We start from the raw sequence: 26437 nt of genomic DNA on the forward strand, positions 1-26437 counted from the left end.
CGCGCTGCCATAATGGCGCAAGTGCGAACGTGCAAGCCGGGTTGAACGGGTTCGCGCACGCTTTTTCATGGCTTTGCGTCCCGACAGGATGCTTGCGCGGGCACGGTGAAGTGAATAAGCGCGCTAACGCCGATGGAAAACTATCCCGCCCCCGCCCGCGATCTGGTCGCGGATCTTGCCGCAAAGGCCGCCGTCGATCCCGCGCGCGCCGTCGCCTTCCAGGGCGCGCCGGGCGCCAATTCGCACCTTGCCGCGCTGGATTACGCGCCCGATTGCGTGCCCTTGCCCTGCTTCGCGTTCGAGGATGCGATCGACGCGGTGCGGGAAGGGCGCGCTGCGCGGGCGATCATCCCGATCGAGAACAGCCTGCACGGGCGCGTGGCCGACATGCATTTCCTGCTGCCCGAATCCGGGCTGCACATTGTCGACGAATATTTCCTGCGCATCCGGCACTGCCTGATGGCCGCCGACACCGCGCCGGTGACGAGCGCGGTCAGCCATCCGCAGGCGCTGGGCCAGTGCCGCCATTATCTGCGCGAGCGGGGCATCCAGCCGGTTTCCTATGCCGATACGGCGGGCGCGGCGGCGCTGGTCGCGGAAACCAAAGTGCCCGGCGAAGGCGCGATCGCGCCCTATCTGGCGGCGGAACTCTATGGCCTGCGCCTGGTGGCGGAGAATATCGAGGATAGCGACGACAATATGACGCGCTTCCTGGTGCTGTCCCGCGAGCCGAAGATGCCGCTGGCGGGCGTGGGCCCGGTGATGACGACCTTCCTGTTCGAAGTGAAGAATATCCCGGCCGCGCTCTACAAGGCGATGGGCGGTTTTGCGACCAACGGCGTCAACATGACCAAGCTGGAAAGCTATCAGCGCGGCGCCAGCTTCGCCGCGACGGAATTCTACTGCGACATAGAGGGGATGCCGGGCGATCCGGCCATCGACCGGGCGCTGGCGGAGCTGGAATTCCACACCAAATGGGTGCGGATACTCGGCAGCTACCGGCAGGCGCGGCCGCGCACCTGAAAGCCGCGGGTGACGGCGGGCTCCGGACTGCCTATGGTCGCACCATGCTGGCCGCCATCCTTCTGTCCGCCCTGGCCATGAGCCTGATCGTGGGCGTGCGCTATCTGCTGGCGAGCGGGGCTTTCGCGCTGGCGACCCGTTATCGCAAGCCGGGCCTTTATGCCGGGCTGGACCGGCAGATCCGGCGGGAAATCGCCTGGTCGCTGGCGTCCGCGCTGATCTATGGCGTGCCCGCGGGCGTCGTCGCCTGGGGCTGGCAGGCGCATGGCTGGACGCGGGTCTATGCCGATGTCCATGCCTTTCCGCTCTGGTATCTGCCGCTGTCCGTGCTGCTTTACCTCGCCGCGCATGACGCCTGGTTCTACTGGACGCATCGCTGGATGCACCGGCCCCGGCCGTTTCGGATCGCCCATGCCGTGCATCATGCCAGCCGCCCGCCGACAGCCTGGGCGGCGATGAGCTTCCATCCCTGGGAGGCGGTGACTGGTGCCGTGGTGATCCCGGCGCTGGTCTTCCTGATCCCGATCCATGTCGGCGCGCTGGGCGTCGTGCTGACGATCATGACGGTGATGGGCGTCAGCAACCATATGGGGTGGGAGATGTTTCCGCGCTGGCTGGTGCAGGGTCTGGCCGGGCGCTGGCTGATCACCGCCAGCCATCATCAGCGGCATCATGAACAATATGCGTGCAATTACGGGCTTTATTTCCGCTTCTGGGACCGGCTGTGCGGGACCGACAGGGGATTGGGCCATTTTGGGGAAGGACGGGCGTGAAGGTCAGGGCAGCGATGATGGCGGCAGTCCCGCTGATCATGGGCGCCGCGCCGCCGGATCAGGCGCAGCCGCTCAGCATGGACGTGCAGGGCCTGCGGTCGGCCAAGGGGAATTTCCTGATCTGCGTCACGCGGCAGGCGGCGCATTTTCCCGATTGCCGCGACGATCCCGAGGGACTGCATTTCACCGTGCCGGTGACGTCCGGCGTCGTCGCGCTGGGCCGGATGGAGCCGGGAACCTACGCCATCGCCATCATCCATGACGAAAATGGCAATGGGAAGCTGGACACCTTCGTCGGCATTCCGCGCGAGGGGGTGGGTTTTTCCCGCAATCCGGCGATCCGCTTCGGCGCGCCCAGCTTCCGATCGGCGCAGTTCGCCATGGCGGGCGCGGCGGTGCGGCAGGACATCAAGGTCAAATATTTCCTCTAGGACGTGCGGGATTTCGGGCGATCATGCCGCTTCGTCCATCATTTCCCATTGCCGGATCGGGGGATCGGCGGACCGGCGCGATCGGCTTCTGATCTCCGGCTGATCTCCCTTGTTCCTATGGGGTGACGCCCCACATAAGGCGCTGTATGAGGGCGGTTCGCAACCGCGTTTGCAGCAGGAGATAAGAGAAGTGGCGACCCTTGGACTGAGCGAGGCCGACAAGGCATCGGTGGAGGCATTCCGCCGCGATGTGGTGGAGCCTTCGCGCACCAGCCTGGTGATCGTCGATTTCTGGGCCGAATGGTGCGGCCCCTGCAAACAACTCGCCCCGGTGATCGAGAAGGTCTGCGCCGACTATGCGGCCAAGGGCGTCAAGCTGGTCAAGATCAACGTCGATGAGGACAAGTTCATCGCCGCCCAGTTCCGCGTCCAGTCGATCCCGACCGTCTACGCCATGTTCCAGGGCCAGCCGGTGGCCGATCTCAGCCAGGCGCGGACCGAGGGGCAGTTCAAGCAATATCTCGACCAGTTGCTGGGCCAGTTGCCGATCGAATCGGAGGAGAAGGCGCAGCTTGAGGAGATCGCGCCGCTGATCGCCATGGGCGAGGAATATCTGACCGGCGGCGAGGCGGAGCGGGCGCTGTCCGTGTTCCAGCAGATCGGACAGATGGTGCCGGACAATGCCGATGCGGCTTCGGGCGCGGCGCGGGCGCTGGTGGCGCTGGGGCAGTTTGACGAGGCGGAGGCGGCGCTGGCCGCTCTGCCCGCCGATGTGGCGAAGGATCAGGCGGTGGAACGCGCCCGCGCGGCGATCGCCCTGGCGCGGGATGCGAAGCCGGTGGCCGACCTGTCCGGCGTCGAGGCGAAGGTCGCCGCCGATCCCGACGATCATGAGGCGCGCTTCGAACTGGCGGGCGGCCTGATGGCCAATGGCGACCGCGACGGGGCGGCGGAGCAGTTGCTGGAACTGGTGCGGCGCGACCGGGCGTGGAATGACGGCGCGGCGCGGGCGCAGCTCCTCAAGCTGTTCGAGGCGACCGGGCTGGAAGACCCCTGGGTCGCGGGGCAGCGGCGCAAGCTCTCCCAGATCCTCTTCTCCTGACCGGCGCGGGAGTCATGTCGCGCATCTCGATCTTTCCTCTGCCGGGCGCGCTGCTGCTGCCGGGCATGGAATTGCCGCTGCATATTTTCGAGCCGCGCTATCAGGCGATGATCCATGACGCCATGGCGCGGGACCGGCGCATCGGCATGATCCAGCCACGCGAGGAAGGGGTGAAGCCTGCCCTGTTCGATGTCGGCTGCCTGGGCCATATCACCCATATCGAGGCGCTGGAGGGCGGGCGCTACAATATCCTGCTCAAAGGGCTGGCGCGGTTCCGCGTGGTCAGGGAACTGGACGTGCCGACCGCCTTCCGCCAGATCGAGGCGGATGTGGAGCCGATTGCGCAAGAGGATGAAATCCTCTCCGCCGTCGAGCGGGCGGCGCTGGAGCAGGAATCGCGGCGCTTTGCCGATGCGCTGGGCTATGTGGTGGACTGGACGGCGGTGTCGCGGCTGGACGACATGGCGCTGGTGAATGGGATCGCGCAGATCGTCCCGTTCGATCCGGCGGCCAAGCAGACGCTGCTGGAAGCGGACACGCTGAACGAGCGGGCGGACCGCATCATCCAGCTCATGCAGATCGTCGGGCGGATCGAACGCGACGGCGGAGGCACGATGCAATGAGCGGGGCGCTGGACCCGGCGCTGCTCGCCAAGCTGCTGTGCCCGGTGACGCGCACGCCGCTGCGCTGGGACGCGGAGCGGGGCGAACTGGTGTCGGAAGCGGCGGGGCTGGCTTTCCCGGTGCGCGACGGCGTGCCGGTGCTGGTGGCGCGTGAGGCGCGGGCTCTCGGAGAGTGATTAAGGCTGGTAATGATTTTTGGGGTGGTTTTCTGCCATTTCCTTATTCGTCACCCCGGGCTTGACCCGGGGTCCCGCTTTTTTTCTTGAGGGCGCGCCTGAAAAATGCAGCGGGACCGCGGATCAAGTCCGGGGTGACGAAGGGTTAATGCCCGCAACTGGCCATCGATCGCCATTGCCTAGCCGCCCCGCTCCAACTCCCCCATCCAACCAAGCTTTTTGCGTCTGCACGGAAATGCCCTATACTGTTCCCTCGATGCCAGGACTCAGGACAAGCATGAAATCCAATTTCTTCCGGGGCGCCGTTGCCCTCGGCGCGCTCGCGCTCATTCCCGCCACCACCGCGGCGCTCGCTGATGGGGAAGCGAGCAGCTACAAGGCGCTCGACGAGTTCATGGACGTGTTCCAGAAAGTCCGCAGCGACTATGTCGAGAAGGTCGACGACGAAAAGCTGATCAAGGGCGCCATCGACGGCATGCTCGCCAGCCTGGACCCGCACAGCAGCTTCCTCGACGCCCGCGATTTCCAGAACCTCCGCACCCAGACGGAGGGCAGCTATGGCGGCCTCGGCCTCTCCGTCACGCAGGAGGACGGCGCGGTCAAGGTGATCGCCCCGACGCAGGACACGCCGGCCTGGCGCGCGGGGATCAAGGCGGGCGACTATATCACCCATCTCGACGGCCAGCTTATCTATGGCGGCACGCTGGACGAGGCGGTCGACAAGATGCGCGGCGCGCCCGGCACGCAGATCAAGCTGACCATCGTCCGCCCCGGCCGCGACAAACCCATCGACCTGACCCTGACGCGTGAGATCATCCAGTTGAAACCGGTGAAGTGGGAGGTGAAGGACGGCATCGGCGTCATCAACATCGTCAGCTTCTCGGCCAATACCGGCGCCGACGTGCGCCAGGCGATCCGCAGCATCGACAAGTCGCTGGGCCGCAAGCCGACCGGCTATATCCTCGACCTGCGCTCCAACCCTGGCGGCCTGCTGGACGAAGCCGTGTCGGTCAGCGACACCTTCCTGGAACGCGGCGAGATCGTGTCGCAGCGCGGCCGTCAAAAGGGCGATGTCGAGCGCTATTATGCCAAGCCCGGCGATGACGCGAAGGGCCTGCCGATGATCGTGCTGGTCGATGCGGGGTCGGCTTCGGCCTCCGAAATCGTCGCGGGCGCGCTTCAGGACCAGCATCGCGCCCTGGTGATGGGCGAGCGCAGCTTCGGCAAGGGCAGCGTGCAGACGATGCTCCCCTTGAGCAACACGACCGCGCTCAAGCTGACGACGGCGCGCTATTACACGCCGTCGGGCCGCTCCGTGCAGGAAGGCGGGATCGAGCCGGATGTGCGGGTGCCGCAGCTCAGCGACCCCGATTACAAGAACCGGCCGAAATTCCGCGAGAGCGACCTGCGCCGGCACCTGATCAACGAGATCAAGACGGACAACGCCGCGCTGGAAGAGGATAGCAAGGACGATCCGCGCTTCGCCGCCACGGCGGAGGAATTGAAGAAGAAGGGGGTCGAGGACTTCCAGCTCGACTATGCCTTGAAGACGATTGCTCGTCTGGCGGCTAGGCCGGGGGCTGCGGTGGCGCAAGCCGCCCCCGCCCGGAAGCCCGCGACGCGCTGATAGCGAGGGCGACCCCCACAAACCAACGTGCTCCTGCGAAGGCAGGAGTCCAGTTCGGATATTGCCCGGTTTTTCATTGGGCGGGACTGGGCTCTCATGAGCCACTCGTCTCATTCGAGTGCCTTCGCAGGAGCACGTTACATAAAGCGGATAGAACCTTCCCCGCTCCCTTTCACCACACAAGTTCAGCATGACGAAAGCCACGGGACGGTTTAAGCGAACGCTATGAAAAGCCTGCCCCTTGCCCGCGCATTGGCGCTGATCGTACCCCTCGCCATGTTGGGAGGGGCCTATGCCTTCCAATATCTCGGCGGCCTGCACCCCTGCGAAATGTGCTGGTGGCAGCGTTATGCCCATATGGCCGCGATCCCGCTGGCGTTGATCGCCTATGCGACGCGGGGCAAGGCCTGCATCAGCGCGCTGTTCACCGGCCTCGCGGGCCTGGCCATCGGCATAGGCGGCGGCATCGGCCTGTTCCATGCCGGGGTCGAATATGGCTGGTGGCAAGGGCTGACCGCCTGTTCGACCAGCCCGACGGGGGGCAGTTCGGCGGACATCCTCAACCAGATCATGGCGACGCCGATCACCCGTTGCGACGTTGCGCCGTGGAGCCTGTTCGGCATTTCGATGGCGGGCTATAACGGCCTCTTGTCGGGGGCGGCCGCGCTCCTCATCTTGGTGCTGCTGCTCAGGAAAGGGCGCAAGGCATGAGCGCAAAAGATTCTCCGCGTCCCAATTTCCCCCGCCCCGGCCGTCGCGTGACCGACGCCCAGCGCGCCTCCATGCTGCGCGTCGACCAGGCGGGCGAGTTCGGCGCGACCCGCATCTATGCGGGTCAACTTGCCGTGATGGGCGATCGCCATCCCGATTCCCGCGTCATCGCCGGCATGGCGGCGCAAGAGGAGCGGCACCGCAAGCATTTCGACGCGATGATCGCGCGCCGGGGCGTGCGGCCGACGGCGTTGCAGCCGATCTGGAACGTGGCGGGTTTCGCTTTGGGCGCGGTGACGGCGGCGATCGGGCCGCGCGCCGCCATGGCATGCACCGCCGCGATCGAGACCGAAATCGACCGGCACTATGCCGAGCAGCTTGAGGCATTGGGGCAGGACGATCCGGAACTCTCCACCGCCATCGCGGATTTCCAGGCGGAGGAAGTGGAGCATCGCGACGCCGCCATCGCCCATGGCGCGGAGCAGGCTCCGGTCTATCCCTTATTGTCGGGCGTCATCAGATTGGGCTGTCGTGCCGCCATCGCCCTTTCTAAGCATATCTAAGGCGAAGCGTATCTGAGGAGAAGCATGATGAAGACCAGCCTGATCGCCGCCATGCTTGCGCTGGGCGCTGCCTTCCCCGCCATGGCGCAACAGGGGCCGAGCGTTCCGCAGGACCAGCCCCCCGCCGCGCAGGCCGGGTCGGAACGTGTCAATCTGGTCATCGTCTATGGCGACGATCCCTGCCCGCAAAGCCAGGGCAGCGACATCGTCGTCTGCGCCCGCAAGGGCGAGGAGGAGCGCTATCGCATCCCCGAACCGCTGCGCGGCGACCCCAACCAGCCCAGCCACCAGGCCTGGGGCGAGCGGGTGAAGTCGATGGAATATGTCGGCCGCAGCGGCACCGAAAGCTGCTCCCCGGTCGGCGGCGGCGGCGCGACCGGCTGCTTTGCGCAACTGGCGCGGCTCGCCAAGGCAGAACGGCAGGCGGCGGACAATGCGAGCTGGAAGGATCTGGTCGAGGCGGAACGGGCCCGGCGCCTCTCCACCATCGATGCGGAGAGCAAGGCGATCGAGGCGCAGGCCGTGGCCGAGGAAAAGGCGCAGGCGGCCCAGCAACAGCAGCCAAGCCCGGCTGAGGGCGCGCCGCAGGAAACGACGCCGCCGCAGTGACGGCATTGGGCGCCGCGCGGCGTCTGGAAGAAGGCTGCCGGAAACCGGGCAATCCGGACGGCGGAAACAGGGGACGAACGAGGAATATGGATCAATGCGTCTCCTTACTGCCCTGTCACTCGCCGCCGTCGCGCTCGCTCCGTTGACGCTGGGCGGCGCGGCCCATGCCGAACCGCCGCAGAAGATCTTCAACCTGGTCGTCTATGGCGATGACCCTTGCCCCAAGGGCGAGGGAGACGAGATCATCGTCTGCGCCCGCAAGCCCGAATCCGAACGCTATCGCATTCCCAAGAAGTTGCGTGAAAAGCCCGAACCGGCGGGCGGCCCTGGCTGGGGCAGCCAGGTCGCGACCATGGAGCAGGTCCAGCGGCAGACCCTGCCGGGCAGTTGCTCCGCCATCGGCAGCAACGGCTTCACCGGCTGCACCGCCAAGGCGCTGGAGCAATGGTTCGCAGAGCGGCGGATGCAGGAGTCCAAGGGCGAGCCTTGAGCGGCCCGCCATCTCTAGGCGGCGTGGATAAATTCGAGACTCGCCGGACTGAGTGATTTGGGTGGTTGGCGGACGGTCCGCTCCTTGAAGCAAAACGTGCTCCTGCGAAGGCAGGAGCCCAGTCCTGCCCTCAGCAAGTCCTCGAACCGTCTGAACTAGGCTCCTGCCTTCGCAGGAGCACGTATCGCTGAATGGCAGCAGATGGCCATTCCCCGACATTCCGAATTTGTCCACGCGGCCCAAAAGCCGGACGGCCTTCGCCTATTTGAAGCTCGCGATGCACTCGATCTCCAACGGAGCGCCCCTTGCCAGCCCGTCCGCGCCGAAAGCGCTGCGGGCGGGCAGCCGCTTGCCTTGGAAATAGCTGACATAGATTTCATTGAAGCGCGGCCAGTCCGCCATATCGTCCAGCATCACCGTGCATTTGACGACATGGCCAAAGTCGAGACCATTATCCTTCAATATCTTGCCGATCGAATCCATCGAGTTGCGCACGGCGGCGTCGAAGCCTTCCTTATGCGGGTCTATGCCGGTCGGCACCTGCCCGATCTGGCCGGAAAGATAGAGGGTGTCGCCTGCCCGCACCGCAGGGGAGAAGGGCAGCGGCGGCTGTTGGGCCGCCAGCGGCGCGGCGCCAAGAGCGAGGAGCAAGGCGAGCCATTTCTTCATATGCATATTCCCCATGAAAAGGGCCGGTCCTTGTCCGGACCGGCCCTCCCTTCGTGACGCTTCAGAATTTGAAGTCGAGACGGGCGTAATAATAGCCGCCCGACGTGCTGTAGGGACCGTGGCCATAATAGCTGTTATAGGCCCCGGCGCCGTTGATATAGGGCGAGACGCCCGCGCCCGGCGTGACGCCTTGCATCAGCGCGGGGATTTCAGGCCGCTTGTTGAACAGATTGTTCGCGCCCACCGAGAAGGTGACGGAATCGGTGAAGTCGTAGCTTGCCTCCAGATCGGTGAGCGCGGTCGCCTTGACCACGCCGTTGAAATAGAGCTGGTTGGCGTTCACCCCGTTCACGATGGCGCCGTCCGCGATCAGGAAGCCGCCATTCGGAATGAAGCCCCCGGCGGGCGTGAAGGCCGGGCGGACAAGCACGCTGGTCTTGCCATAGAAGGTCTCGCGCAGGTTGAGCGAGAATTTGCCGCTCTTGAACAAGGCCCCGGCCACGATCTTATAATCGGGGTTGGAGCGTTCGATATTGCTTTCCGACGCCGCGTTGAAGATGGGATAGCCCACTTTGTTGTTGGTGATCTTCGTCTTGTTGTAGTTCGCCGTCAGCGACAGGTTCAGCGTGCCGAAGTCCAGCGCGACGGGATAGGCGGCAGAGAAATCGATGCCCCAGGTGCGGGTGTCGATGCCGTTGGTGAAGCTCGACACGCCGATCGTGCCGCTGGTGAACAGCGCGCTGTCGAGGACGATGCCCGCGGCGTTCAGCGCGTTCAGGATTTGCGCCCCGCCCGGCTGCGGCACGCCGTTCAGGACGGCGTTGCGGGCCGCCGTACCAGTGATGCGGTCCTTGATCTTGATCATATAGCCGTCGACCGTGACGGCCAGCTTGGGCACCGGACGCAGCACGACACCGGCCGAGAAATTCTTCGACTTTTCAGGCTTCAGGCTGCCAAAGCCCAGCAGCGCGGCGGCTGGCGTGCCGGCGGGAAGCTGCGCGACGGCGCTGGTCGGGCCGACGTTGATCGTCGAATATTTCTGCTCCGCCAGCGTCGGCGCGCGGAAGCCGGTGCTGACCGTGCCGCGCACCGCGAAGGCGGGGCTGAAGTCGTAGCGTGTGGTGATCTTGCCGATGGTTGTGTCACCGAAGTCGGTATAATCCTCGTAACGGCCGGCAAGGTCGACGGACCAATGTTCGATCGGCTCCGCGATCAGGTTGATGTAGCCCGCCCGCGAACTGCGGCGGAACTTGCCCGCGTCGGTCGCCTTATATCCGGGGAAGGACTGAACGCCGGTCTTGTAGGTCGAATAATAATCGCCCGCGACGATCTCATAGGTATCCCGGCGATATTCGCCGCCGAATGCGAAGGTGAGGGGCCCGGCCAGACCGACTTCGAATTCCTTGCGGATGTCGGCGGTGACGGTGGTCTGGCTCAGGCGGAAGCCGCCGTCATAGGCCTTGTCCACCGTATTGGGCTTGCCGATGCCCTGCAGGGAGGCGGCATAGCTTTCCTGCCAGACTTCGCGATGGGCCGACGCTTCGGTCCAGATGTCGTCCTTCTGATAACCGTAAGTCGTGCTGATGTCGTAATTCCAGTCGCCGCCGAAATCGCCCTTGGCGCCGATGGTGAAGCTATATTCGTCCTCGATCACATGCTGGAGCGGAACCATGCCCCAGGTGCCCGTGTCGCCATAGCAGATGTTGGGATTATAGGCCGCGGGCGTGATGCTGCCGCCCAGATTGCCGGTTTCGTAGCAGATGCGCTTGGGATGGCGATAGCCCTGCTTGGCATAGCCGATGCGGCGGGCATAATCACCGAAGCTGTAGAGTTCGATCCCGCCGAAATCATAGCCCATATTGTAGAAGGCTTCGGTCAGATAGGTTTTGGGCTGGCCGCCATTGATGCCCGACAGCGCGTCGCCGGCCAGGTTCGACCATTGGGCGGGCGTGTTGGGTTGAAGCGTGCCGTCCGGCTTGGTGATCTGCACCTGCCCGGTGCCGACGGTGGTGTAATCCTGGCGGCGGTGGAAGAGGCTGAGGTTGAAGAAGCCGTCCTCGCCCAGCTTGAAGCCCATACTGCCGGAGACGGAGAACAGCTCGCCCTCGCTGTCATAATATTGGCCGCCCGTGACCTTGAAGCTGCCGCCTTCGTTATTGTCCTTGAGGATGAAGTTGATGACGCCCGCGATCGCGTCCGTGCCGTAGACGGCCGCCGCGCCTTCCTGGAACACTTCGACGCGGGCGATGGCGTCCGGCGGGATCAGGTCGATGCTGGGCGCCGCCGAACCCTGGAAGGCGCCGGAGATCACCTGGAGGATGCCGTTGCCGTGGCGGCGCTTGCCGTTGACCAGCACCAGCGTGTGGTTGGGGCTGAGGCCGCGCAGACGGGCGGAGAGCGAGAAGCTGGAAAGATCGGTGCCCTGCGTCTGGGCGGTGAAGCTCGGGACGATCTGGGTCAGTACCTGGTTGAGATTCGGCTGGCCGACGTGGCTGATCGCTTCCTGGCTCAATACCTGGATCGGCGCGGCGCTTTCAGCGGCCTGCATGCCGACGGCGCGGGTGCCGGTGACGATGATGGCGGCGCCTTCATCGGCCTGCGCGGTTTGCGCTTCCTGCGCCATCGCGCAAGCCGACCAGGACGATGCCAGCGCAAGTGAAAGTCGAAGAGCGGATAATCTTGTCATCTATGCCCCCTGTTTTGCATTTATTCATGACAGGGGGATCAACGAACAACGGGGGTGAAACCTCTATTGCGCTGCACAAAATGATAGCAAAGTGAAATATTTCCGCTTTATTTCTAGGAGAAAATCATACCAGATTGCTATGCTGCGGGGCGAAATGGCAATTGATAAGGGCGCATGCGGCGCTGCGCATTTTGCAAGCAAGGCGGATGGCGGATTTTTGACGGAAGTTCGTTTTAGCCAAGTTTGCCTCTACTCGTCATGCTGAACTTGTTTCAGCATCCATTTCTCCCCAGGCGACCAAGGCTCCTAGAGGCACAATGGATGCTGAAACAAGTTCAGCATGACGAGTGGGGACGGGTATGGCGTCAACTCCCCATCGCCGCCTCGATCAGCGCGCGGCCTTCCCTGCTGGTCCAGTCCATCGCGCCGACCACGCGGACCATTTCCTTGCCCTGCGCGTCATAGATGACGGTCGTGGGCAGCATGCCGGTATTGTAATGGAAGCCAAACTGGTTTTCCGGGTCGATCCAGCCCTTCAGATGCGGCAGCGGATGCTTTTCGAAAAAGGGCTTGATCACCGTCTCCCCCTGGCTGTCCTGCGAGATGGTGAGGACGGCGAGCCCCTTCTTGCCATAGTCCGCCGCCACGGCATCCAGCGTCGGCATTTCCGCCACGCAGGGCGCGCACCAGGTCGCCCAGAGATTGACCAGCATCGGCTTGCCCGCGAAATCGCTGAGCTTCGCGTCGCTGCCGTCCGGGTTCTGGAAGGTGAAGTCGGGCGCGGGGGTGCCGGCCTTGGACTTGTCGAGCGTGTAGCTGAACGCGCCGCCGTTGCCCGGCGCGTCGCTCTGCCCAGGCCCCGTCGCCTCGCCGCTGGTGGCGTTCGGGCCTTGCCCGGCGGGCGGGGATTGCTTATCGCACGCGCCAAGGCCAGCCAGCAGGAGCAGTGTCATTACGCAGCGTAAGGAAGATCGCACGGGGAAAAGCTCCAACAGCATGTGGGGCGGACGCTTCGCGGCCGGTCCGGCTTCGGTCATGCGGGAGATAAATGCGTCGATCCCCTTCGACAAGCGCTTGTGGAAACAGGATATCGCCGGATCGAAGGCCCATGTCGCGATGCTGGCCAAGCAGGGCATCGTCGACGGCGAGGACGCGCAGGCGATCACCGAGGGGCTGAACCGCATCGCCGCTGAATATGAAGCGGACGGCGTACCGGTCGATCTGGACCTGGAAGACATCCACATGGTCACGGAGTCGCGCCTCGCGGAGCTGATCGGTCCGGCGGCAGGGCGGCTGCACACGGCGCGCTCGCGCAACGATCAGGTGGCGACCGATTTCCGCCTCTGGGTGCGCGACGCCATCGATGAGGTCGAGGCGGGGCTGGAAGGCTTGCAGGCGATGCTGCTGACCCGCGCCGAGGAACATGCCGACGCGGTGATGCCGGGCTTCACCCATCTCCAGTCCGCGCAGCCGGTGACTTTGGGTCATCATCTGATGGCCTATTATGAGATGGTTCGCCGCGACCGCAGCCGCTTTGCCGATGCGCGCGAGCGGTCGAACGAATGTCCCTTGGGCGCGGCGGCGCTGGCGGGGACGGGCTTCCCGATCGACCGCCATGCGACGGCGGCGGCGCTCGGTTTCGCCAAGCCGACCGACAACAGTCTCGACAGCGTGTCGGATCGCGACTTCGCGCTCGATTATCTGATGGCGGCGACCCAGTGCAGCCTGCACCTCTCGCGGCTGGCCGAAGAGTTCATCATCTGGGCGAGCCAGCCCTTCGGCTTCGTCAAGCTGCCCGACGCTTATTCGACGGGCAGCTCGATCATGCCGCAGAAGCGCAACCCCGACGCCGCCGAGCTGGTGCGTGGCCATGCCGGGCGGATCATGGGCTGCATGAACGCGCTTTGCGTGACGATGAAGGGCCTGCCGCTCGCTTATTCCAAGGACATGCAGGATGACAAGCCGCCGGTGTTCGAGGCGCATGACCTGCTGGGCCTGTCCATCGCGGCGATGACGGGCATGATCCAAACCGTGACGTTCCGCACCGACCGGATGCGCGGGCTGGCGGAGAGCGGCTTCGCCACCGCGACCGATCTGGCCGACTGGCTGGTGCGGGAGGGCGATATTCCCTTCCGTGAGGCGCATCACATCACGGGCCGCGCCGTGGCGGCGGCGGAGGCGGCGGGCGTGCAGCTTGCCGATCTGCCGCTGGAAACGCTCAAGGCCATTGATGCGCGGATCGATGAGCGTATCTATGCGGTGCTGACGGTCGACGCCTCGGTCGCCAGCCGCAGGAGCCATGGCGGCACCGCGCCCGATCAGGTGCGGGCGCGGATCGCTGAGGCCCGGAACGACGCGAAAGGGCAGAAGAAGTGATGACGGCATGGATCGCCAAGGGAGTTGCGCTGGCGGCGCTGGCGCTGGCTTTGGCGTCCTGCGGCGGCCGTCAGCCGTTGAAGCCGGTGCAGGGGCAGCGCCTGCCAGCCGTGCCGGTGGGCGCGGCGACGGCGCCCACCGCGGCCCAACTCACCACGCCCACGATCCAGGCGCGGCCGGAACGGAACGTCGAACTGTTGACCCAGTCGAAGGTGCGCGGCGACGATCCGTTCGACCTGCCGCCCGAGAGCGACCCCCGCTGATTTTAGCGAAGATTTCTAGGATAGACTGACTTGGACCATTTTACCTATGTCGACGGCGCGATGCTGGTGGAGCAGGTGCCGATGGCGGAGATCGCGGCGCAGGTCGGCACGCCCGTCTATATCTATTCGACCGCGACGCTGACTCGCCATGTCGGCGTGTTCCGCGACGGGTTGTCGCAGCTTAATGATCCGCTGATCGCCTTCGCGGTGAAGGCCAATCCCAACGCCGCTGTGCTGGCGACGCTCGCGAAGCTTGGCCTCGGCGCGGACGTGGTGTCGGCGGGCGAGTTGCTGCGCGCCATCGCGGCGGGCATTCCGGCTGACCGCATCGTCTTTTCCGGCGTCGGCAAGACGGCGGACGAAATGCGCATCGCGCTGGAGCAGGGCATCTACCAGTTCAATCTGGAGAGCGAGCCTGAAGCGGAAATGCTCTCCGAAGTGGCGCTGTCGATGGGCAGGAAAGCCCCGGTCGCCTATCGCATCAACCCCGATGTCGACGCGGGCACCCACGCCAAGATCTCGACCGGCAAGTCGGAGAACAAGTTCGGCATTCCCTATGACCGGGCGCTGGCCAGCTATGCCGCTGCCCGCGATCTGCCCGGCCTGGATGTGCAGGGCGTGGCGGTCCATATCGGCAGCCAGCTCACCGACCTCAATCCGCTGGAAGCCGCCTTCATCAAGGTCGGCGCGCTGATCGAGAAGCTGCGTGGCGAAGGCCATGACATCCGCACCGCTGACCTCGGCGGCGGGCTGGGCGTGCCCTATGATCCCTCGCAGCCGCTGCCGCCCAGCCCCGCCGACTATGGCGCGATGGTGACCAAGGTGACGCAGGGCTGGAACGTCCGCCTGATGTTCGAGCCGGGCCGCCTGATCGTCGGCAATGCGGGCGTGCTGCTGTCGCAGGTGGTGCGGGTGAAGCAGGGCGCGCAGGCGCCTTTCGTGATCGTCGATGCGGCGATGAACGATCTGCTGCGCCCCAGCCTCTATGACGCTTGGCACGACATCCGCGCCGTGCATCCCAAGGGCGACCGCGCCGCCGCCAATGTCGTTGGCCCGGTCTGCGAGACGGGCGACACCTTCGCCATGCACCGCGACATGGATGTGGTGGGGGCGGGCGATCTGGTCGCCTTCATGACCGCGGGCGCCTATGGCGCGACGATGGCGAGCACCTATAACAGCCGCGCCTTGACCCCCGAAGTGCTGGTGTCGGGCGACAAATGGGCCGTGGTCCGCGCCCGCCCGCCGATCCAGGCGCTGATCGAGGGCGACAGCATTCCGGCCTGGGTAGCATCAAAGGATGTGCAGGACTGATGGACAGCCTGCCCGTCTTCCTGCGGTTGCAAGGGCGGGCCGTCATCCTGACCGGCGAAGGCGAGGCGGCGGAGGCCAAGCGCCGCCTGCTCGAACGGGCGGGGGCGCATATCGTGGGCGAGGCGGATGAGGCTGCGCTCGCCATCGTCTCGGACGGAGATGAGGCGACCGTGGCCCGGCTTCAGGCGCGGGGCATATTGGTGAACGCGACCGACAGGCCGGACCTGTGCGATTTTACCTTGCCCGCGATTGTTGATCGGGCGCCGGTGCTGATCGCCGTCGGTACGGGCGGCGCTTCGGCCGGGCTGGCCAAGGCGCTCAGGCAACGGATCGAGGCTTTGCTGCCGGCGCGATTGGGGGCGCTGGCGACGGCGCTTCATGATGCGCGGGGTGCGATCCGGACGCGCTGGCCTGACGCGGCGGCGAGGCGGCGGGCGATCGATGCCGGGCTGGCGGCTGGCGGGCCGATCGATCCGCTGTCGGACAAGGCTACCGCTGCCGTGCCGGATTGGCTGGCCCATGGTGCGGACGTGTCGGCCGACCGGCTGGAAACCATCTCCCTGCTATCCGCCGATCCCGACGATCTGACCCTGCGCGCCGCCCGCCTGCTGGGCGAGGCGGATCGCGTCTATCATGCGCCCGACGTGCCCGCCGCCATCCTCGACCGCGCCCGCGCCGACGCCGTGCGGATCGAGACAAGCGCGCTGCCCGTTCAGCCGGGCGAAGGCCTGTCGCTCTGGCTGGAGATGATGCCATAAGCCGCGTCTTCCTCTTCGACGGCGGCAAGGCGCAGGAAATCTCGCTGGAGGATTTCTGCGCCCGTACCGAGGATGCACCCTTTAGCTGGGTCCATGCCGACGGCTGGCGGGAGGACGCCCGGGCCGTCGCAGCCCGCTGCGACCATATGCCCGAAGCCGCATTGTCGGCGCTGCTGGCGCAGGAGACCCGGCCCCGCTGCACGCTGATGGCGCATGGCGCGCTGGTGAATCTGCGCGGGCTGGGCGCGGCGGAGGACGGGGTGGGCGATCCGCTCGTGTCGATCCGCCTGTGGGCCGAACAGGCGCGGGTCATCTCCGTCAGCTATCGCCCGCTCGCCGCGATGCAGCCGGTGACGGCGCAGATGCTGGCGGGCAGGATTCGCGATCCGGGGGACCTGATCGCCGCCTTCGCGCAGCAGATAACCGAAGCGCTCGACCCTGAAGTCGCTGATCTGGGCGATGGCCTGGATGAGATCGAAAGCGCCCTGACCGAACATGGCCCGGCCGAGGCGCGGCGGCGCGTGTCGGAAATCCGCGCTACCGCGATCAGTTACCGCCGCTTCATCGCGCCGCAGCGGCAGGCGCTGGAAAGACTGTCCGCCGCCGACGCGCCCTGGCTGGAGCCGGACGACCGGCTGCACTTGCAGGAAGCCGCCGACCGCTGCGCCCGCATGGCCGAGGAACTGGAGGCGGTGCGCGAACGGTCGGCGCTCGCCCATGAAGAGCTGACCGACCTGCGCGCCGAACAGATGAACCGGCAGGCGCTGATCATTTCGGTGGTGGCGCTGGTTTTCCTGCCGCTGACCTTCTTGACCGGCCTGCTGGGCATGAATGTGGATGGGATTCCCTATGCCCATGAACCCTGGGCCTTTTGGGGCGTGGTCGGGGTCTGCGTCGCCATGGCGGTCGGCATCAGTGGCTGGTTCGCCGCGACGCAATGGTTGAAGTGATTCTCCGTCATCCCAGCGCAAGCTGGGATCTCAGGCGATAGGGCACGGCATGGCCTCACGAGATCCCAGCATCCGCTGGGATGACGGCTTTCGACCTTAATTCCGCGCCGCGTTGAGCCGCGCAATCTCGTCATGCAGCGCCTGGATCGAGGACACCAGCCGCGCCCGGTCCGCCTGCATTTCCGCCAGCGCGTCGCGCGTTTCCCCCAGTTCCAGAGCGCGGCGGGCGATCCGGGCGTCCAGCTCGGCATTATGCCGGGTCAGCGCGCCGACCTGTTCGGCCCGCGCGCAGAGATGGCGCAGCCGCGCATCCAGCAGGTCGAAGTCGAACGGCTTCACCACATGGTCGTCGGCCCCGGCGTCCAGCGCCTCGACGGCGGACACTCTGTCCTGCCGCCCGCCGATCATGACGAATGAGGCATTGTCGGCCAGGCCCGCGGCGCGGATCTTCCGCATGGTCGTCAGGCCCGGCAACAGCGTCAGGCCCATGTCGATCAGGATGATGTCCACCGGCCGCGTCACCAGCATGTTGAGCGCGGTGAAGCCGTTTTCCGCCAGCGCCACGTCATAGCCCAGATGCGACAAGCGCCGCGCCACCACGGTCCGGGAGGTGGCGTCCTCATCGACCAGCAAAAGGCGCAATCGCCGGGCCGCGCGCGTGGTTTCCGAAGCCTGTGCCGGTTTCGGCCTGCTGATGCTGTCGCGTTTCCAGAATTGCATGACGTCCCACCTCTTGCCACCGCGCAGCATAGGATTGGGGCGCAAAGAAATGGTTAACGCGTATCCGGCGCATAGGCGCGCATGAAACAGTCGAGCCCATGGTCGACATCGGCCTCGATCTGCTCTGGCGTGGCCCGCCCGATTTGTCCCCAGATGAGCGATTGGTGGCAACCCGAAAGCATCAGCGTCGTGAAAGTGCGCGCCGCCAGGTTCGGATCGGCCCGGCGCAGAAGGCCGCGATCCATGGCCCTTTCCAAAAATTCCGCGATCAGCCGTCGCGTATGGCCGGGCGCATGTTCGTAGAAGATGGCGCCCATTTCGGGAAAGCGCCCCGATTCCGATACGACCAGCCGGTGCAGGGCGATGCTGTGGGGCGAAGTGATCTTCGAGAGCATGTTCAGTCCCAGCCTGCGCAGGGTTTCCCCAAGGTCGCCGTCAGGATCGAGGAGTTCGGCCAGGCGCGCGATATAGGCGGTGGTCGCATCATCCAGACAGGCGGCGAACAGCGCTTCCTTGGAGGGGAAATAGCTCCACAACGTCCCCTTCGACCCGCCCAGCGTCGCCGCGATGGCCGACATGGTGGTCGCGGCATAGCCATTTTCCAGGAAGGACCGCGACGCCACGTCCAATATGGCCTTGCGCCGTTCGCGGCGGCGCGCTTCTCGGCGGCTGATCGGGGGAGCGGGTTCTGTCATGAAATCGTACCATATAGTACGCTATTTCTGTTGACAAGGATTCGCATCAGGGGCAAAGGCCAATTTCATACTATTTGGTACGGTTTGATATGTCCGCGAGTCGCCTCTCGAACCTTTCCCTTCTCTCTGGCCGGGCCGGGTTTCTGGCAGGGGGCTTGGCCCTGCTGTCCGCCTGCGCCGCGGTGCCCGATCTTGGCCCGAAGCCGGAGGTGCGCGCCCCCGGCAGCATCGCGGCGGAGCGCAGCCTTCAGGCGGACAATGCCGCCCAATGGCCGTCCGAAGGCTGGTGGAAGGCCTATGGCGATCCGCAACTGGATGGGTTGATCGAGGAAGGGCTGAAGGGCTCGCCCGACGTGAGCGCCGCCGCCGCCCGCTTCGCCCAGGCCAGCGCGGTCGCGCAGCAGGCGGGGGCGCCGTTGCTGCCGTCGGTGGACCTGGACGCCAGCGGCGGCGTGACCAAATCCAGCTATAATATGGGCATGCCCAAGGAATTCGTGCCGAAGGGCTGGCTCGGCACGGGCCGGGTGGCGCTGGATTTCGGTTTCGACCTCGATCTTTGGGGCAAGAATCGCGCCGCGCTGGCGGCGGCGACCTCCGAAGCGCGCGCGGCGCAGATCGATGCGCGGCAGGCGCGGCTGGCATTGGCGACCGCCGTGGCCGACGCCTATGCCGATCTCGCCCGCCTCCATGACGAGCGCGACATTCAGGCGCGGGCGCTGGAGATCCGCACCGCCAGCCAGAAGCTGGTCGCGGACCGCCGCGCCAATGGCCTGGAGACGCGGGGCAGCGAGCGCCAGGCCGACGCCACCGTCTCCTCCGCCAAGGCGCAGCTCGCCGCCGCCGATCAGGCGATCGCGGTGCGCCGGCATCAGATCGCCGCGCTGATCGGGGCAGGGCCGGACAGGGGCCTTGCCATCGCCCGGCCGCAACTCACCAGGCCGGGGCCGCTGGGCCTGCCCACCGACGTCACCACCAATCTGGTCGCCCGCCGTCCGGACATCGCGGCGGCGCTTGCCCGGACCGAGGCGGCGGCCAAGCGGATCAAGGTGGCGCGGGCCGACTTCTTCCCCGCCATTCGCCTGAGCGCGCTGATCGGCGTGCAGTCGCTGGGTTATCAGACGGTGGTTCAAGGCAATCAATTTGCCGGCGGAGCCAGCTCCTTCGCGGACACGCTGTTCAAGAAGGATTCGCTGTTCGGCAATGCCGGGCCGGCGGTCAGCCTGCCGATCTTCCATGGCGGCGCGCTCAGCGGCCAATATCGCGGCGCCCGCGCCGTCTATGACGAGGCGGTGGCCAGCTATGACAAGACGGTGCTGGGCGCCTATCAGCAGGTGGCCGACGCCGTCACCGGACGCCGCGCGCTGGATCAGCGGCTGGCCGACGCCCGCGCCGCTCTGGCCGCGTCGGAGGAAGCCTATGGCATCGCCCGCCAGCGCTATGAAGGCGGCCTCAACACCTATCTTGACGTGCTGAACGTGGAGGACCAGCTTTTGGCCACCCGTCAGACCGTCGCGGAGCTGGAGGCCAGCGCCTTCACTCTGGACATTGCCCTCATTCGCGCGCTGGGCGGCGGCTTTGCCGCCAGCGACGCGCAGAACCCGCTTCAGTTGCCCAAGGATACGCCCCATGGCTGACGTCACGCCAGAATTCACGTCCGAAGCGAGCAAGGCGCAAGTCGCCGCGCAGCGTCAGGAAACCCGCCGGAAATGGTTGGTGCGACTGGCGCTGGCCGTGCTGATCGCGGGCGCGGCCTATACCCTGTGGTACCTGCTGGTCGGCCGCAACCATGTCGGCACCGACAACGCCTATGTGAATGCGGAGGTGGCGCAGGTGACGCCGCTGATCTCAGCCCAGGCGGTCGAAGTGCTGGTGACGGACACGCAATCGGTCAGGCGCGGCGACATATTGGTGAAGCTGGACCCGACCAACGCCCGCATCGCCGTGGCGCAGGCGGAGGCGGAGCTGGCCGAAGCGAAGCGCCGTTTCCGCCAGGCCGTCGCGACCAGCGGTTCGCTGGCCGCCCAGGTCGAGGCGCGGGGCGCGGACATCAACCAGGCCCGCGCCCAATTGGCGACGGCGCAGGCCGATTTCGACAAGGCCCGGATCGACCTCCGCCGGCGGGAGGCGCTGGCCCCCAACGGCGCCGTGTCGGGGGAGGAGCTGACCAGTGCGCGCAAAGGCTATGCCGCGGCGCAGGCGGCGCTCGATCTGGCGAAGGCCGGGGTTGCGACGGCGGAAGCGACGCGCGGCGCGGCCAGCGGCCAGCTTGCCGCCAATGACGCGCTGGTGCGCGGGTCGACGGTCGACACCGATCCCGCCGTGCTGGCGGCCAAGGCGAAGCTGGACAATGCCCGGCTTGATCTTGGCCGTTCCGTCATCCGCGCCCCGATCGACGGCGTGGTGACGCGGCGGTCGGTGCAGGTCGGCCAGCGCGTGGCGCAGGGCGCCCCGATCATGAGCATCGTGCCGCTCGCCCAGGTCTATGTCGACGCCAATTTCAAGGAACGCCAGCTTGGCCGGGTCAAGGTCGGCATGCCCGCCACCGCCACGTCGGACCTGTATGGCGGCGGCGTCGTCTATCATGGCAAGGTGGTCGGCTTCGCGGGCGGCACCGGCGCTTCGATGGCACTGATCCCGGCGCAGAACGCCAGCGGCAACTGGATCAAGGTGGTGCAGCGCCTGCCCGTGCGCATCGCGCTCGACCCAAAGGAGCTGGCCGAGCATCCGCTGCGCGTCGGCCTCTCCATGGAAGCCGAGATCGACCTTTCCGGCGAATAAGGAAGCTTTGGTGAGCCGTCCGGCCGAGACATTCGCGCTCCTGTCGCCCCGTCACCGCCTGCTGGCGGGGCTGACGCTGGCGCTCAGCAATTTCATGGTCGTGCTCGACCTCACCATCGCCAATGTGTCGGTGCCGCATATCGCGGGCAATCTGGGCATTTCCGCCGATCAGGGCACCTGGATCATCACCAGCTACGCCGTGGCGGAGGCGATCTGCGTGCCGCTGACCGGCTGGCTGGCGCAGCGTTTCGGCGCGGTCCGGCTGTTCATCCTGGGCATGGTCGGTTTCGGCCTGTTCTCGCTGTTGTGCGGCCTGTCGATGAGCCTCGGCATGATTGTGGTGTGCCGCATCGGCCAGGGCCTGTGCGGCGGGCCGCTGATGCCGATGTCGCAGACGCTGCTGATGCGCATCTTCCCGCCGGAACAGCGCGGGCGCGTCATGGGATTATGGGCGATGACGACGCTGCTCGGTCCCGCCATGGGACCGATCATCGGCGGCTATATCAGCGACAATTGGAGCTGGCACTGGATCTTCTTCATCAACCTGCCGATCGCGGTCCTGTGCGTCTTTTCCGCGATGGTGCTGCTGCCCCCGGTGGAAACGGAGCGGGTGAAGCTGCCCATCGATTATATCGGCCTGGCGCTGCTGATCTTCTGGATCGGCTGCCTGCAGATCATGCTGGACATCGGGCGCGACCATGACTGGTTCGGTGACCCGCTGATCGTGGTGCTGGCGGTGCTGGCGGCGGTCGGCTTCTGCGTGTTCATCATATGGGAATTGACGGAGGAGCATCCGATCGTCGACCTGCGCGTGTTCCGCCATGTCGGCTTCACATCCGGCGTGTTCACCCTGGCGCTCTGCTTCGGGGCCTATTTCGCGGGCATCGTCGTTATCCCGCAATGGCTGCAAATGTCGATGGGCTATACCGCGGCCTGGGCGGGCCTGGCGACAGCCTTCACGGCGATGACCGCCATCTTCGTCGCGCCTGTCGCCGGCCGGCTGATCAACAAGGTCGATGTGCGCATCATGATTTCCGGCGCGGTCGCCTGGATCGGCCTCATGACGCTGTGGCGCGCCCATTGGACCACCGACGCGGATTTCTGGACGATCGCCCTGCCGCAACTCGTCCAGGGCTTTGGCATGCCCTTCTTCATGATTCCGCTGACGACGCTGACCCTGGGGTCGGTCCGGCCGGAGGAGACTGCCTCGGCCGCAGGCATGCAGAATTTCCTGCGCACCCTGGCCGTCGCCATCTCGACCTCGCTCGTGCTGACGGGCTGGGGCGACGGACAGCGCGTGTCCCGCAACGAGATGGTCGGCAGGCTCAACGCCGATGCGACCATGGCCGACCTGACGAGCCGTGGCTTTACCCAGGATCAGGCGCGGCAGATGGTGGCCAATCTGGTCGACGCGCAGGCGCAGTTGGTGTCGATGGACCATGTCTTCTTCATCGCCGCGCTGGTGCTGTTCCTGGCCGCCGCCGTGGTGTGGCTGGCCCCGCGTCCGATGGCGAAGGTGGAAGCTTCGGCGGCGCATTGAGCGGAGCGCCTATTCCAGCCTGACCTGTCGCGTGATGCCGATCGCGTCCAGAAAGGCGGCGTCATGGCTGACGACGATCAGCGCCCCGTCAAAGGCGGCCAGCCCCTGTTCGATTGCAGCGATCGAATCGAGATCGAGATGATTGGTCGGCTCGTCCAGCATCAGCAGCGGCGGCAGCGCATCCCCGCCCAGCACGCAGGCCAGGCCGGCGCGCAATAGCTGTCCGCCGCTCAAGCTTCCCACCCTTTGCAGCGCCAGATCGGCGCGGAAGCGAAAGCGGGCCAGCGCCGCCCGCACGACATTGTCCGTAGCCTCCGGATGCAGCCGGGCGAAATTGTCGGCAATGCTGGCCTGCGGATCGAGCAGGCTGACGCGCTGGTCCAGCAGGGCGCAATCCACCGACAGGCGCACCGTGCCGGAGAGTGGCGGCAGCATCCCGGCGATCAGCTTCAGCAGAGTCGATTTGCCCGCGCCGTTGGGACCCGTGACGGCGATCCGTTCCGGCCCCGCGACGCGCAGGTCAAGGTCGCGCAGCACCGGCGCGTCGGGCCGGTAGCCCGCCGTCACATGCTCCAGCCGAAGGATCGGCCGATCCGCCTGCACCCCGGTCGAGGGCAGTTCGACGGTCAGGCTCTCGACGATCTCGATGCGGCTGCGCGCTGCCTCCGCTGCCTCCCGCGCATCCCGGCGCAGCCGTTCGGCCAGCCGCGCCGCGTCGCCGCCGGACCCTTCGGCCCGGTTCCTGCGCATGCCGATCAGGATGCGCGGCATGTCGCCCTTCGCCCCCTTGCGTGCCCCGGCGGCGTCGCGGCGCTGCTTGCGCTCCGCCGCGATCTGGCTTCGGCGGGCCATGTCCTTCATGCGCCGCTCCGCCTGCTCCAGCGCCTGGCCGGCGGCGGCCAGCTCGATCGCCTTGCGCTCGCGATAGGCGGTCCAGTTGCCGCCATACCGGCTGATCCCAAGCGTCGTCAGCTCGGCAATCGCCTCCATGGCTTCCAGCAGGGCGCGGTCATGGCTGACCACGATCGCGCCCGCCTTCCACCGGCCAAGCAGGCCCAGCAAGGCGGCATGTCCCTCCGCATCCAGATTATTGTCCGGCTCGTCCAACAGCAGGAAATCGGGCTGGGCGAAGACCGCCCCCGCCAGCGCGGCGCGGCTGCGCTGGCCGCCGGACAGCGCCAGCAGCGGCGTGTCCGGGTCCGCCGCCAGTCCGACCTCATCCAACGCTTCCTCGATCCGGCCGGGCAGGGTCCAGTCGCACGCTTCCAGTTCGGCCATGCTCGCCTCGCCGCGTTCCGCCCTGGCGAGCAGGGCCAGCGCCTTGCCCGCGCCGAAAAGGTCGGAAATACGCTCCTCCGGCGCCACCTGGACCGTCTGGTGCAAGGTTGCCACGCTGCCGTCGAGCTGGACCTTGCCACTGGCGGGAGCCTTTGTCCCCGCGATCAGCGCGAGCAGGGTCGACTTGCCGACGCCATTGCGCCCAACAAGGCCGAGTCGTTCGGTCGTGAAACGAAAATCGAGGTCCGAAAGGACGGATGTGCCGTCAGGCGCGGACCAGTTGAGATGGGAAATGACGATGGAGGGCATGAACGGAGACTTTCCTGAAAGCAGAGCGATTGGGCTTTGCAATCAGATGCTTGTCCATGACGGGGTCCTCCGGGAAATGCCGGGCGGTGATACAGGGCGGTGCCTTGCTTGGCAACCATCCCGCATTGCGCCCGATTGACGCGACGCAGCATCGCGGCCACTGAAGGCAAAAAGGTGGGGTCCATGCGAATCGTCATCATCGACGACAGCGGCCTGCGCGCGACGGTCCTGGAAGAAGGACTGCGCGAGGCCGGCTATGACGATATTCACATCGTCCCGCCGCGCGGCGGCTTCGTCGCGCGGCTGGAGCGCATGGCGCCCGACGTCGTGCTGATGGACTTGGGCAGCCCCAGCCGCGACACGCTGGAGGAGATGCTGACCGTCAGCCGCGCGCTGGCCCGTCCCATCGCCATGTTCGTCGACCAGTCGGACGACAGCATGATCGGCGCGGCCATCGACGCGGGCGTGTCTGCCTATGTTGTCGATGGGCTACGCAAGGAGCGGGTGAAGCCCGTGCTGGAACTGGCGGTGCGGCGCTTCAACGCCTTCGCCCGGCTCCAGACCGAGCTGGACGAGGCGCGCACGGCGCTCAGCGACCGCAAGATCATCGACCGCGCCAAATCCATATTGATGAGCCAGCGGGGGCTCAGCGAACCCGATGCCTATGCGCTGCTGCGGTCGAGCGCGATGAATCAGGGGAAGAAGATCGTGGACGTCGCCCAGGCCCTCATCACGGCCAGCGACCTTTTGGGAGGGATGTGATGACGACCGACCTGCGCATCGCCTTCCTGCCGCTGACCGACGCCGCCGTATTGGCGGTGGCGCGGGAAAAGGGTTTCGCGGAGGAGGAGGGGCTGCATCTCGACCTGGTTCGCACGACCAGTTGGGCGACGTTGCGCGACCGGCTGGTGTTCGGGCAGGTGCAGGCCGCGCATATGCTGGCGCCGCTGGCTGTCGCGGTGACTTTGGGGTTGAGCCAGCAGGCCGCGCCGCTCTCCGCCCCCTACAAGCTCAACGTCAACGGCAACATGCTGGTGATGGCGAGCGAATTCGCGCAGGCGCTTGACCCCGACATTGCCGCCCGGCTCGACGATCCGCTGGGCACGGCGCATGATTTCGCCGCCGCCATCGGGCTTTGGAAGCGCAAGCCGGTGATCGGCGTCGTCCACCGCTATTCCAGCCATTCCGTCATGCTGCGCTACTGGCTGGCGAGCGCGGGCGTCGACCCGGACCGCGACGTGGTGCTGCGGGTGCTGCCGCCCTCGCTGACGGTGGAGGCGATGCGCGCCGGGGAGATTGACGGCTTCATCGCGGGCGAACCCTGGGGCAGCGCGGCGGTCGACGCAGGGCTGGCCGAAGCGGTGGCGATCGGGGAACGCATCTGGCGGCGCGGCGTGGAGAAGGTGCTGGCCTTCCGCACGCCCTGGCTGGAGGAAAATCCCGACAGCGTCGACCGGTTGCTGCGGGCGCTGGTGCGGGCGGCGGCCTGGTGCGACGAGCCGGAACATCATGAGGCTTTGGCGCATCTCCTGTCGCAGCCGCAATATGTCGACCAGCCCGCCGAGGTGATCCTGCGCGCCCTGTCCGGCGGGATCGTGGCGCGGGTGGACATGGCGCCGCTGTCCATGCCCGATTTCATGCTCTTCTCGCGGGAAGCGACGCCCTTTCCGTGGCGCAGCCAGGCGCTGTGGATCTATTCGCAACTCGTCCGCTGGAAGATGGTGGAGCATAGCCCGGACAATGCCGCCAAGGCTGCGTCGGTGTTCCGGCCCGACATCTTCCGCCGGGCGCTGGCCGACAGCGATGTGGCGATGCCGGGGGCCAGCATGAAGGTGGAGGGCGCGGTGGCCTCTCCGCTGGCGGTGGGATCGAAGCGGGGCGAGCTGACGCTGGGACCGGACAGTTTCTTCGATGGCCGGGTGTTCGACCCCGAGCGGGTCGAGGATTTCCTGGCGAGTTTCTAAGCGGGATCGAGA

27 protein-coding genes are annotated in these 26437 nt (G+C 66.3%); 21 read left to right on the top strand and 6 right to left on the bottom strand.

Annotation, left to right across the window (positions count from 1 at the left end; translation table 11 throughout):
- Window positions 1-132: 132 nt before the first annotated feature.
- The 11 genes from HUK72_RS15680 (at window position 133) to HUK72_RS15730 (ending at window position 8128) form a co-directional block, all read left to right on the top strand.
- Window positions 133-1023 (top strand): prephenate dehydratase, encoded by an 891-nt coding sequence (locus HUK72_RS15680; protein WP_176597544.1) that lies wholly within the window; start codon window positions 133-135, stop codon window positions 1021-1023.
- Between the two features lie 44 nt (window positions 1024-1067).
- The gene (locus HUK72_RS15685; RefSeq protein ID WP_176597545.1) at window positions 1068-1796 is read left to right on the top strand and encodes a sterol desaturase family protein; all 729 of its coding nucleotides are present in this window, start codon (window positions 1068-1070) and stop codon (window positions 1794-1796) included.
- Window positions 1797-1813: 17 nt separating this feature from the next.
- Window positions 1814-2227 (top strand): DUF2141 domain-containing protein, encoded by a 414-nt coding sequence (locus tag HUK72_RS15690; RefSeq protein ID WP_369805995.1) that lies wholly within the window; start codon window positions 1814-1816, stop codon window positions 2225-2227.
- 190 nt (window positions 2228-2417) lie between these two features.
- On the top strand, window positions 2418-3329 hold the full coding sequence (locus HUK72_RS15695) for a tetratricopeptide repeat protein (protein WP_176597546.1): 912 nt from the start codon (window positions 2418-2420) through the stop codon (window positions 3327-3329).
- A 14-nt stretch (window positions 3330-3343) separates the two neighbouring features.
- Window positions 3344-3952, top strand: coding sequence for an LON peptidase substrate-binding domain-containing protein (locus tag HUK72_RS15700; RefSeq protein ID WP_176597547.1), 609 nt, complete (start codon window positions 3344-3346; stop codon window positions 3950-3952).
- The gene (locus tag HUK72_RS15705) at window positions 3949-4128 is read left to right on the top strand and encodes a Trm112 family protein (protein WP_176597548.1); all 180 of its coding nucleotides are present in this window, start codon (window positions 3949-3951) and stop codon (window positions 4126-4128) included. The genes HUK72_RS15700 and HUK72_RS15705 overlap by 4 nt, the downstream gene beginning before the upstream one ends.
- Window positions 4129-4405: 277 nt before the next feature.
- Window positions 4406-5755 carry a S41 family peptidase gene (locus tag HUK72_RS15710; RefSeq protein ID WP_176597549.1) on the top strand — a complete coding sequence of 450 codons (1350 nt, stop codon included), beginning with the start codon at window positions 4406-4408 and terminating at the stop codon, window positions 5753-5755.
- Window positions 5756-5980: 225 nt separating this feature from the next.
- Complete coding sequence (locus HUK72_RS15715; RefSeq protein WP_176597550.1) at window positions 5981-6466, top strand: disulfide bond formation protein B; 486 nt, start codon at window positions 5981-5983, stop codon at window positions 6464-6466.
- Window positions 6463-7029 (top strand): demethoxyubiquinone hydroxylase family protein, encoded by a 567-nt coding sequence (locus HUK72_RS15720; RefSeq protein WP_176597551.1) that lies wholly within the window; start codon window positions 6463-6465, stop codon window positions 7027-7029. Before HUK72_RS15715 ends, HUK72_RS15720 begins: the two co-directional genes overlap by 4 nt.
- 24 nt (window positions 7030-7053) lie before the next feature.
- Window positions 7054-7638: a hypothetical protein gene (locus HUK72_RS15725; protein ID WP_176597552.1), complete on the top strand. Its 585-nt coding sequence runs from the start codon at window positions 7054-7056 to the stop codon at window positions 7636-7638.
- Window positions 7639-7732: 94 nt separating this feature from the next.
- Entirely contained in the window at window positions 7733-8128 is a 396-nt protein-coding gene (locus tag HUK72_RS15730; protein ID WP_176597553.1) for a hypothetical protein, read from the top strand.
- A 261-nt stretch (window positions 8129-8389) separates the two neighbouring features.
- Here HUK72_RS15730 and HUK72_RS15735 read toward each other — a convergent pair whose 3' ends face one another.
- The 3 genes from HUK72_RS15735 to HUK72_RS15750 form a co-directional block, all read right to left on the bottom strand.
- Complete coding sequence (locus HUK72_RS15735; RefSeq protein WP_176597554.1) at window positions 8390-8797, bottom strand: RidA family protein; 408 nt, start codon at window positions 8795-8797, stop codon at window positions 8390-8392.
- Window positions 8798-8858: 61 nt separating this feature from the next.
- A complete protein-coding gene (locus HUK72_RS15740) occupies window positions 8859-11483 on the bottom strand; it encodes a TonB-dependent siderophore receptor (RefSeq protein ID WP_176597555.1) in 2625 nt (874 codons plus the stop codon).
- A gap of 365 nt (window positions 11484-11848) precedes the next feature.
- Window positions 11849-12436, bottom strand: a complete 588-nt coding sequence (locus HUK72_RS15750; protein ID WP_176597557.1) for a TlpA disulfide reductase family protein — start codon at window positions 12434-12436, stop codon at window positions 11849-11851.
- 43 nt (window positions 12437-12479) lie between these two features.
- Between HUK72_RS15750 and argH the strand changes: the two genes are divergently transcribed.
- Genes argH through HUK72_RS15775 form a run of 5 tightly spaced genes read left to right on the top strand, consistent with a single transcriptional unit; the run spans window position 12480 to window position 17141 of the window.
- Window positions 12480-13859, top strand: coding sequence for an argininosuccinate lyase (argH, locus tag HUK72_RS15755; RefSeq protein WP_176597558.1), 1380 nt, complete (start codon window positions 12480-12482; stop codon window positions 13857-13859).
- A complete protein-coding gene (locus HUK72_RS15760; protein ID WP_176597559.1) occupies window positions 13859-14122 on the top strand; it encodes a hypothetical protein in 264 nt (87 codons plus the stop codon). Before argH ends, HUK72_RS15760 begins: the two co-directional genes overlap by 1 nt.
- A gap of 30 nt (window positions 14123-14152) precedes the next feature.
- Window positions 14153-15433, top strand: a complete 1281-nt coding sequence (gene lysA, locus HUK72_RS15765) for a diaminopimelate decarboxylase (protein WP_176597560.1) — start codon at window positions 14153-14155, stop codon at window positions 15431-15433.
- Entirely contained in the window at window positions 15433-16191 is a 759-nt protein-coding gene (locus HUK72_RS15770; RefSeq protein WP_176597561.1) for a siroheme synthase, read from the top strand. The genes lysA and HUK72_RS15770 overlap by 1 nt, the downstream gene beginning before the upstream one ends.
- Window positions 16188-17141 carry a zinc transporter ZntB gene (locus tag HUK72_RS15775; protein WP_176597886.1) on the top strand — a complete coding sequence of 318 codons (954 nt, stop codon included), beginning with the start codon at window positions 16188-16190 and terminating at the stop codon, window positions 17139-17141. Before HUK72_RS15770 ends, HUK72_RS15775 begins: the two co-directional genes overlap by 4 nt.
- Before the next feature lie 96 nt (window positions 17142-17237).
- On the opposite strand, the gene HUK72_RS15780 is transcribed toward HUK72_RS15775, so the two are convergent.
- Both HUK72_RS15780 and HUK72_RS15785 read right to left on the bottom strand, forming a co-directional pair.
- Window positions 17238-17861, bottom strand: a complete 624-nt coding sequence (locus HUK72_RS15780) for a response regulator transcription factor (protein WP_176597562.1) — start codon at window positions 17859-17861, stop codon at window positions 17238-17240.
- Window positions 17862-17914: 53 nt separating this feature from the next.
- On the bottom strand, window positions 17915-18556 hold the full coding sequence (locus HUK72_RS15785) for a TetR/AcrR family transcriptional regulator (RefSeq protein ID WP_176597563.1): 642 nt from the start codon (window positions 18554-18556) through the stop codon (window positions 17915-17917).
- Between the two features lie 89 nt (window positions 18557-18645).
- On the opposite strand from HUK72_RS15785, the gene HUK72_RS15790 reads away from it, so the two are divergent.
- The 3 genes from HUK72_RS15790 to HUK72_RS15800 are packed head-to-tail and all read left to right on the top strand — an operon-like array spanning window position 18646 to window position 22874.
- Entirely contained in the window at window positions 18646-20190 is a 1545-nt protein-coding gene (locus tag HUK72_RS15790) for an efflux transporter outer membrane subunit (protein WP_176597564.1), read from the top strand.
- Window positions 20183-21334 (top strand): EmrA/EmrK family multidrug efflux transporter periplasmic adaptor subunit, encoded by a 1152-nt coding sequence (locus HUK72_RS15795; RefSeq protein WP_176597565.1) that lies wholly within the window; start codon window positions 20183-20185, stop codon window positions 21332-21334. The genes HUK72_RS15790 and HUK72_RS15795 overlap by 8 nt, the downstream gene beginning before the upstream one ends.
- Before the next feature lie 10 nt (window positions 21335-21344).
- Window positions 21345-22874 carry a DHA2 family efflux MFS transporter permease subunit gene (locus HUK72_RS15800; protein WP_176597566.1) on the top strand — a complete coding sequence of 510 codons (1530 nt, stop codon included), beginning with the start codon at window positions 21345-21347 and terminating at the stop codon, window positions 22872-22874.
- 9 nt (window positions 22875-22883) lie between these two features.
- On the opposite strand, the gene HUK72_RS15805 is transcribed toward HUK72_RS15800, so the two are convergent.
- Complete coding sequence (locus HUK72_RS15805; protein WP_176597567.1) at window positions 22884-24461, bottom strand: ABC-F family ATP-binding cassette domain-containing protein; 1578 nt, start codon at window positions 24459-24461, stop codon at window positions 22884-22886.
- 183 nt (window positions 24462-24644) lie between these two features.
- On the opposite strand from HUK72_RS15805, the gene HUK72_RS15810 reads away from it, so the two are divergent.
- On the top strand, window positions 24645-25223 hold the full coding sequence (locus HUK72_RS15810; RefSeq protein ID WP_176597568.1) for an ANTAR domain-containing response regulator: 579 nt from the start codon (window positions 24645-24647) through the stop codon (window positions 25221-25223).
- On the top strand, window positions 25223-26425 hold the full coding sequence (locus HUK72_RS15815) for a CmpA/NrtA family ABC transporter substrate-binding protein (RefSeq protein ID WP_176597569.1): 1203 nt from the start codon (window positions 25223-25225) through the stop codon (window positions 26423-26425). Before HUK72_RS15810 ends, HUK72_RS15815 begins: the two co-directional genes overlap by 1 nt.
- The last annotated feature ends 12 nt before the right edge of the window (window positions 26426-26437 follow it).

The organism is Sphingobium sp. 15-1 (genome assembly GCF_013375535.1).
Lineage (GTDB): Bacteria > Pseudomonadota > Alphaproteobacteria > Sphingomonadales > Sphingomonadaceae > Sphingobium > Sphingobium aromaticivastans.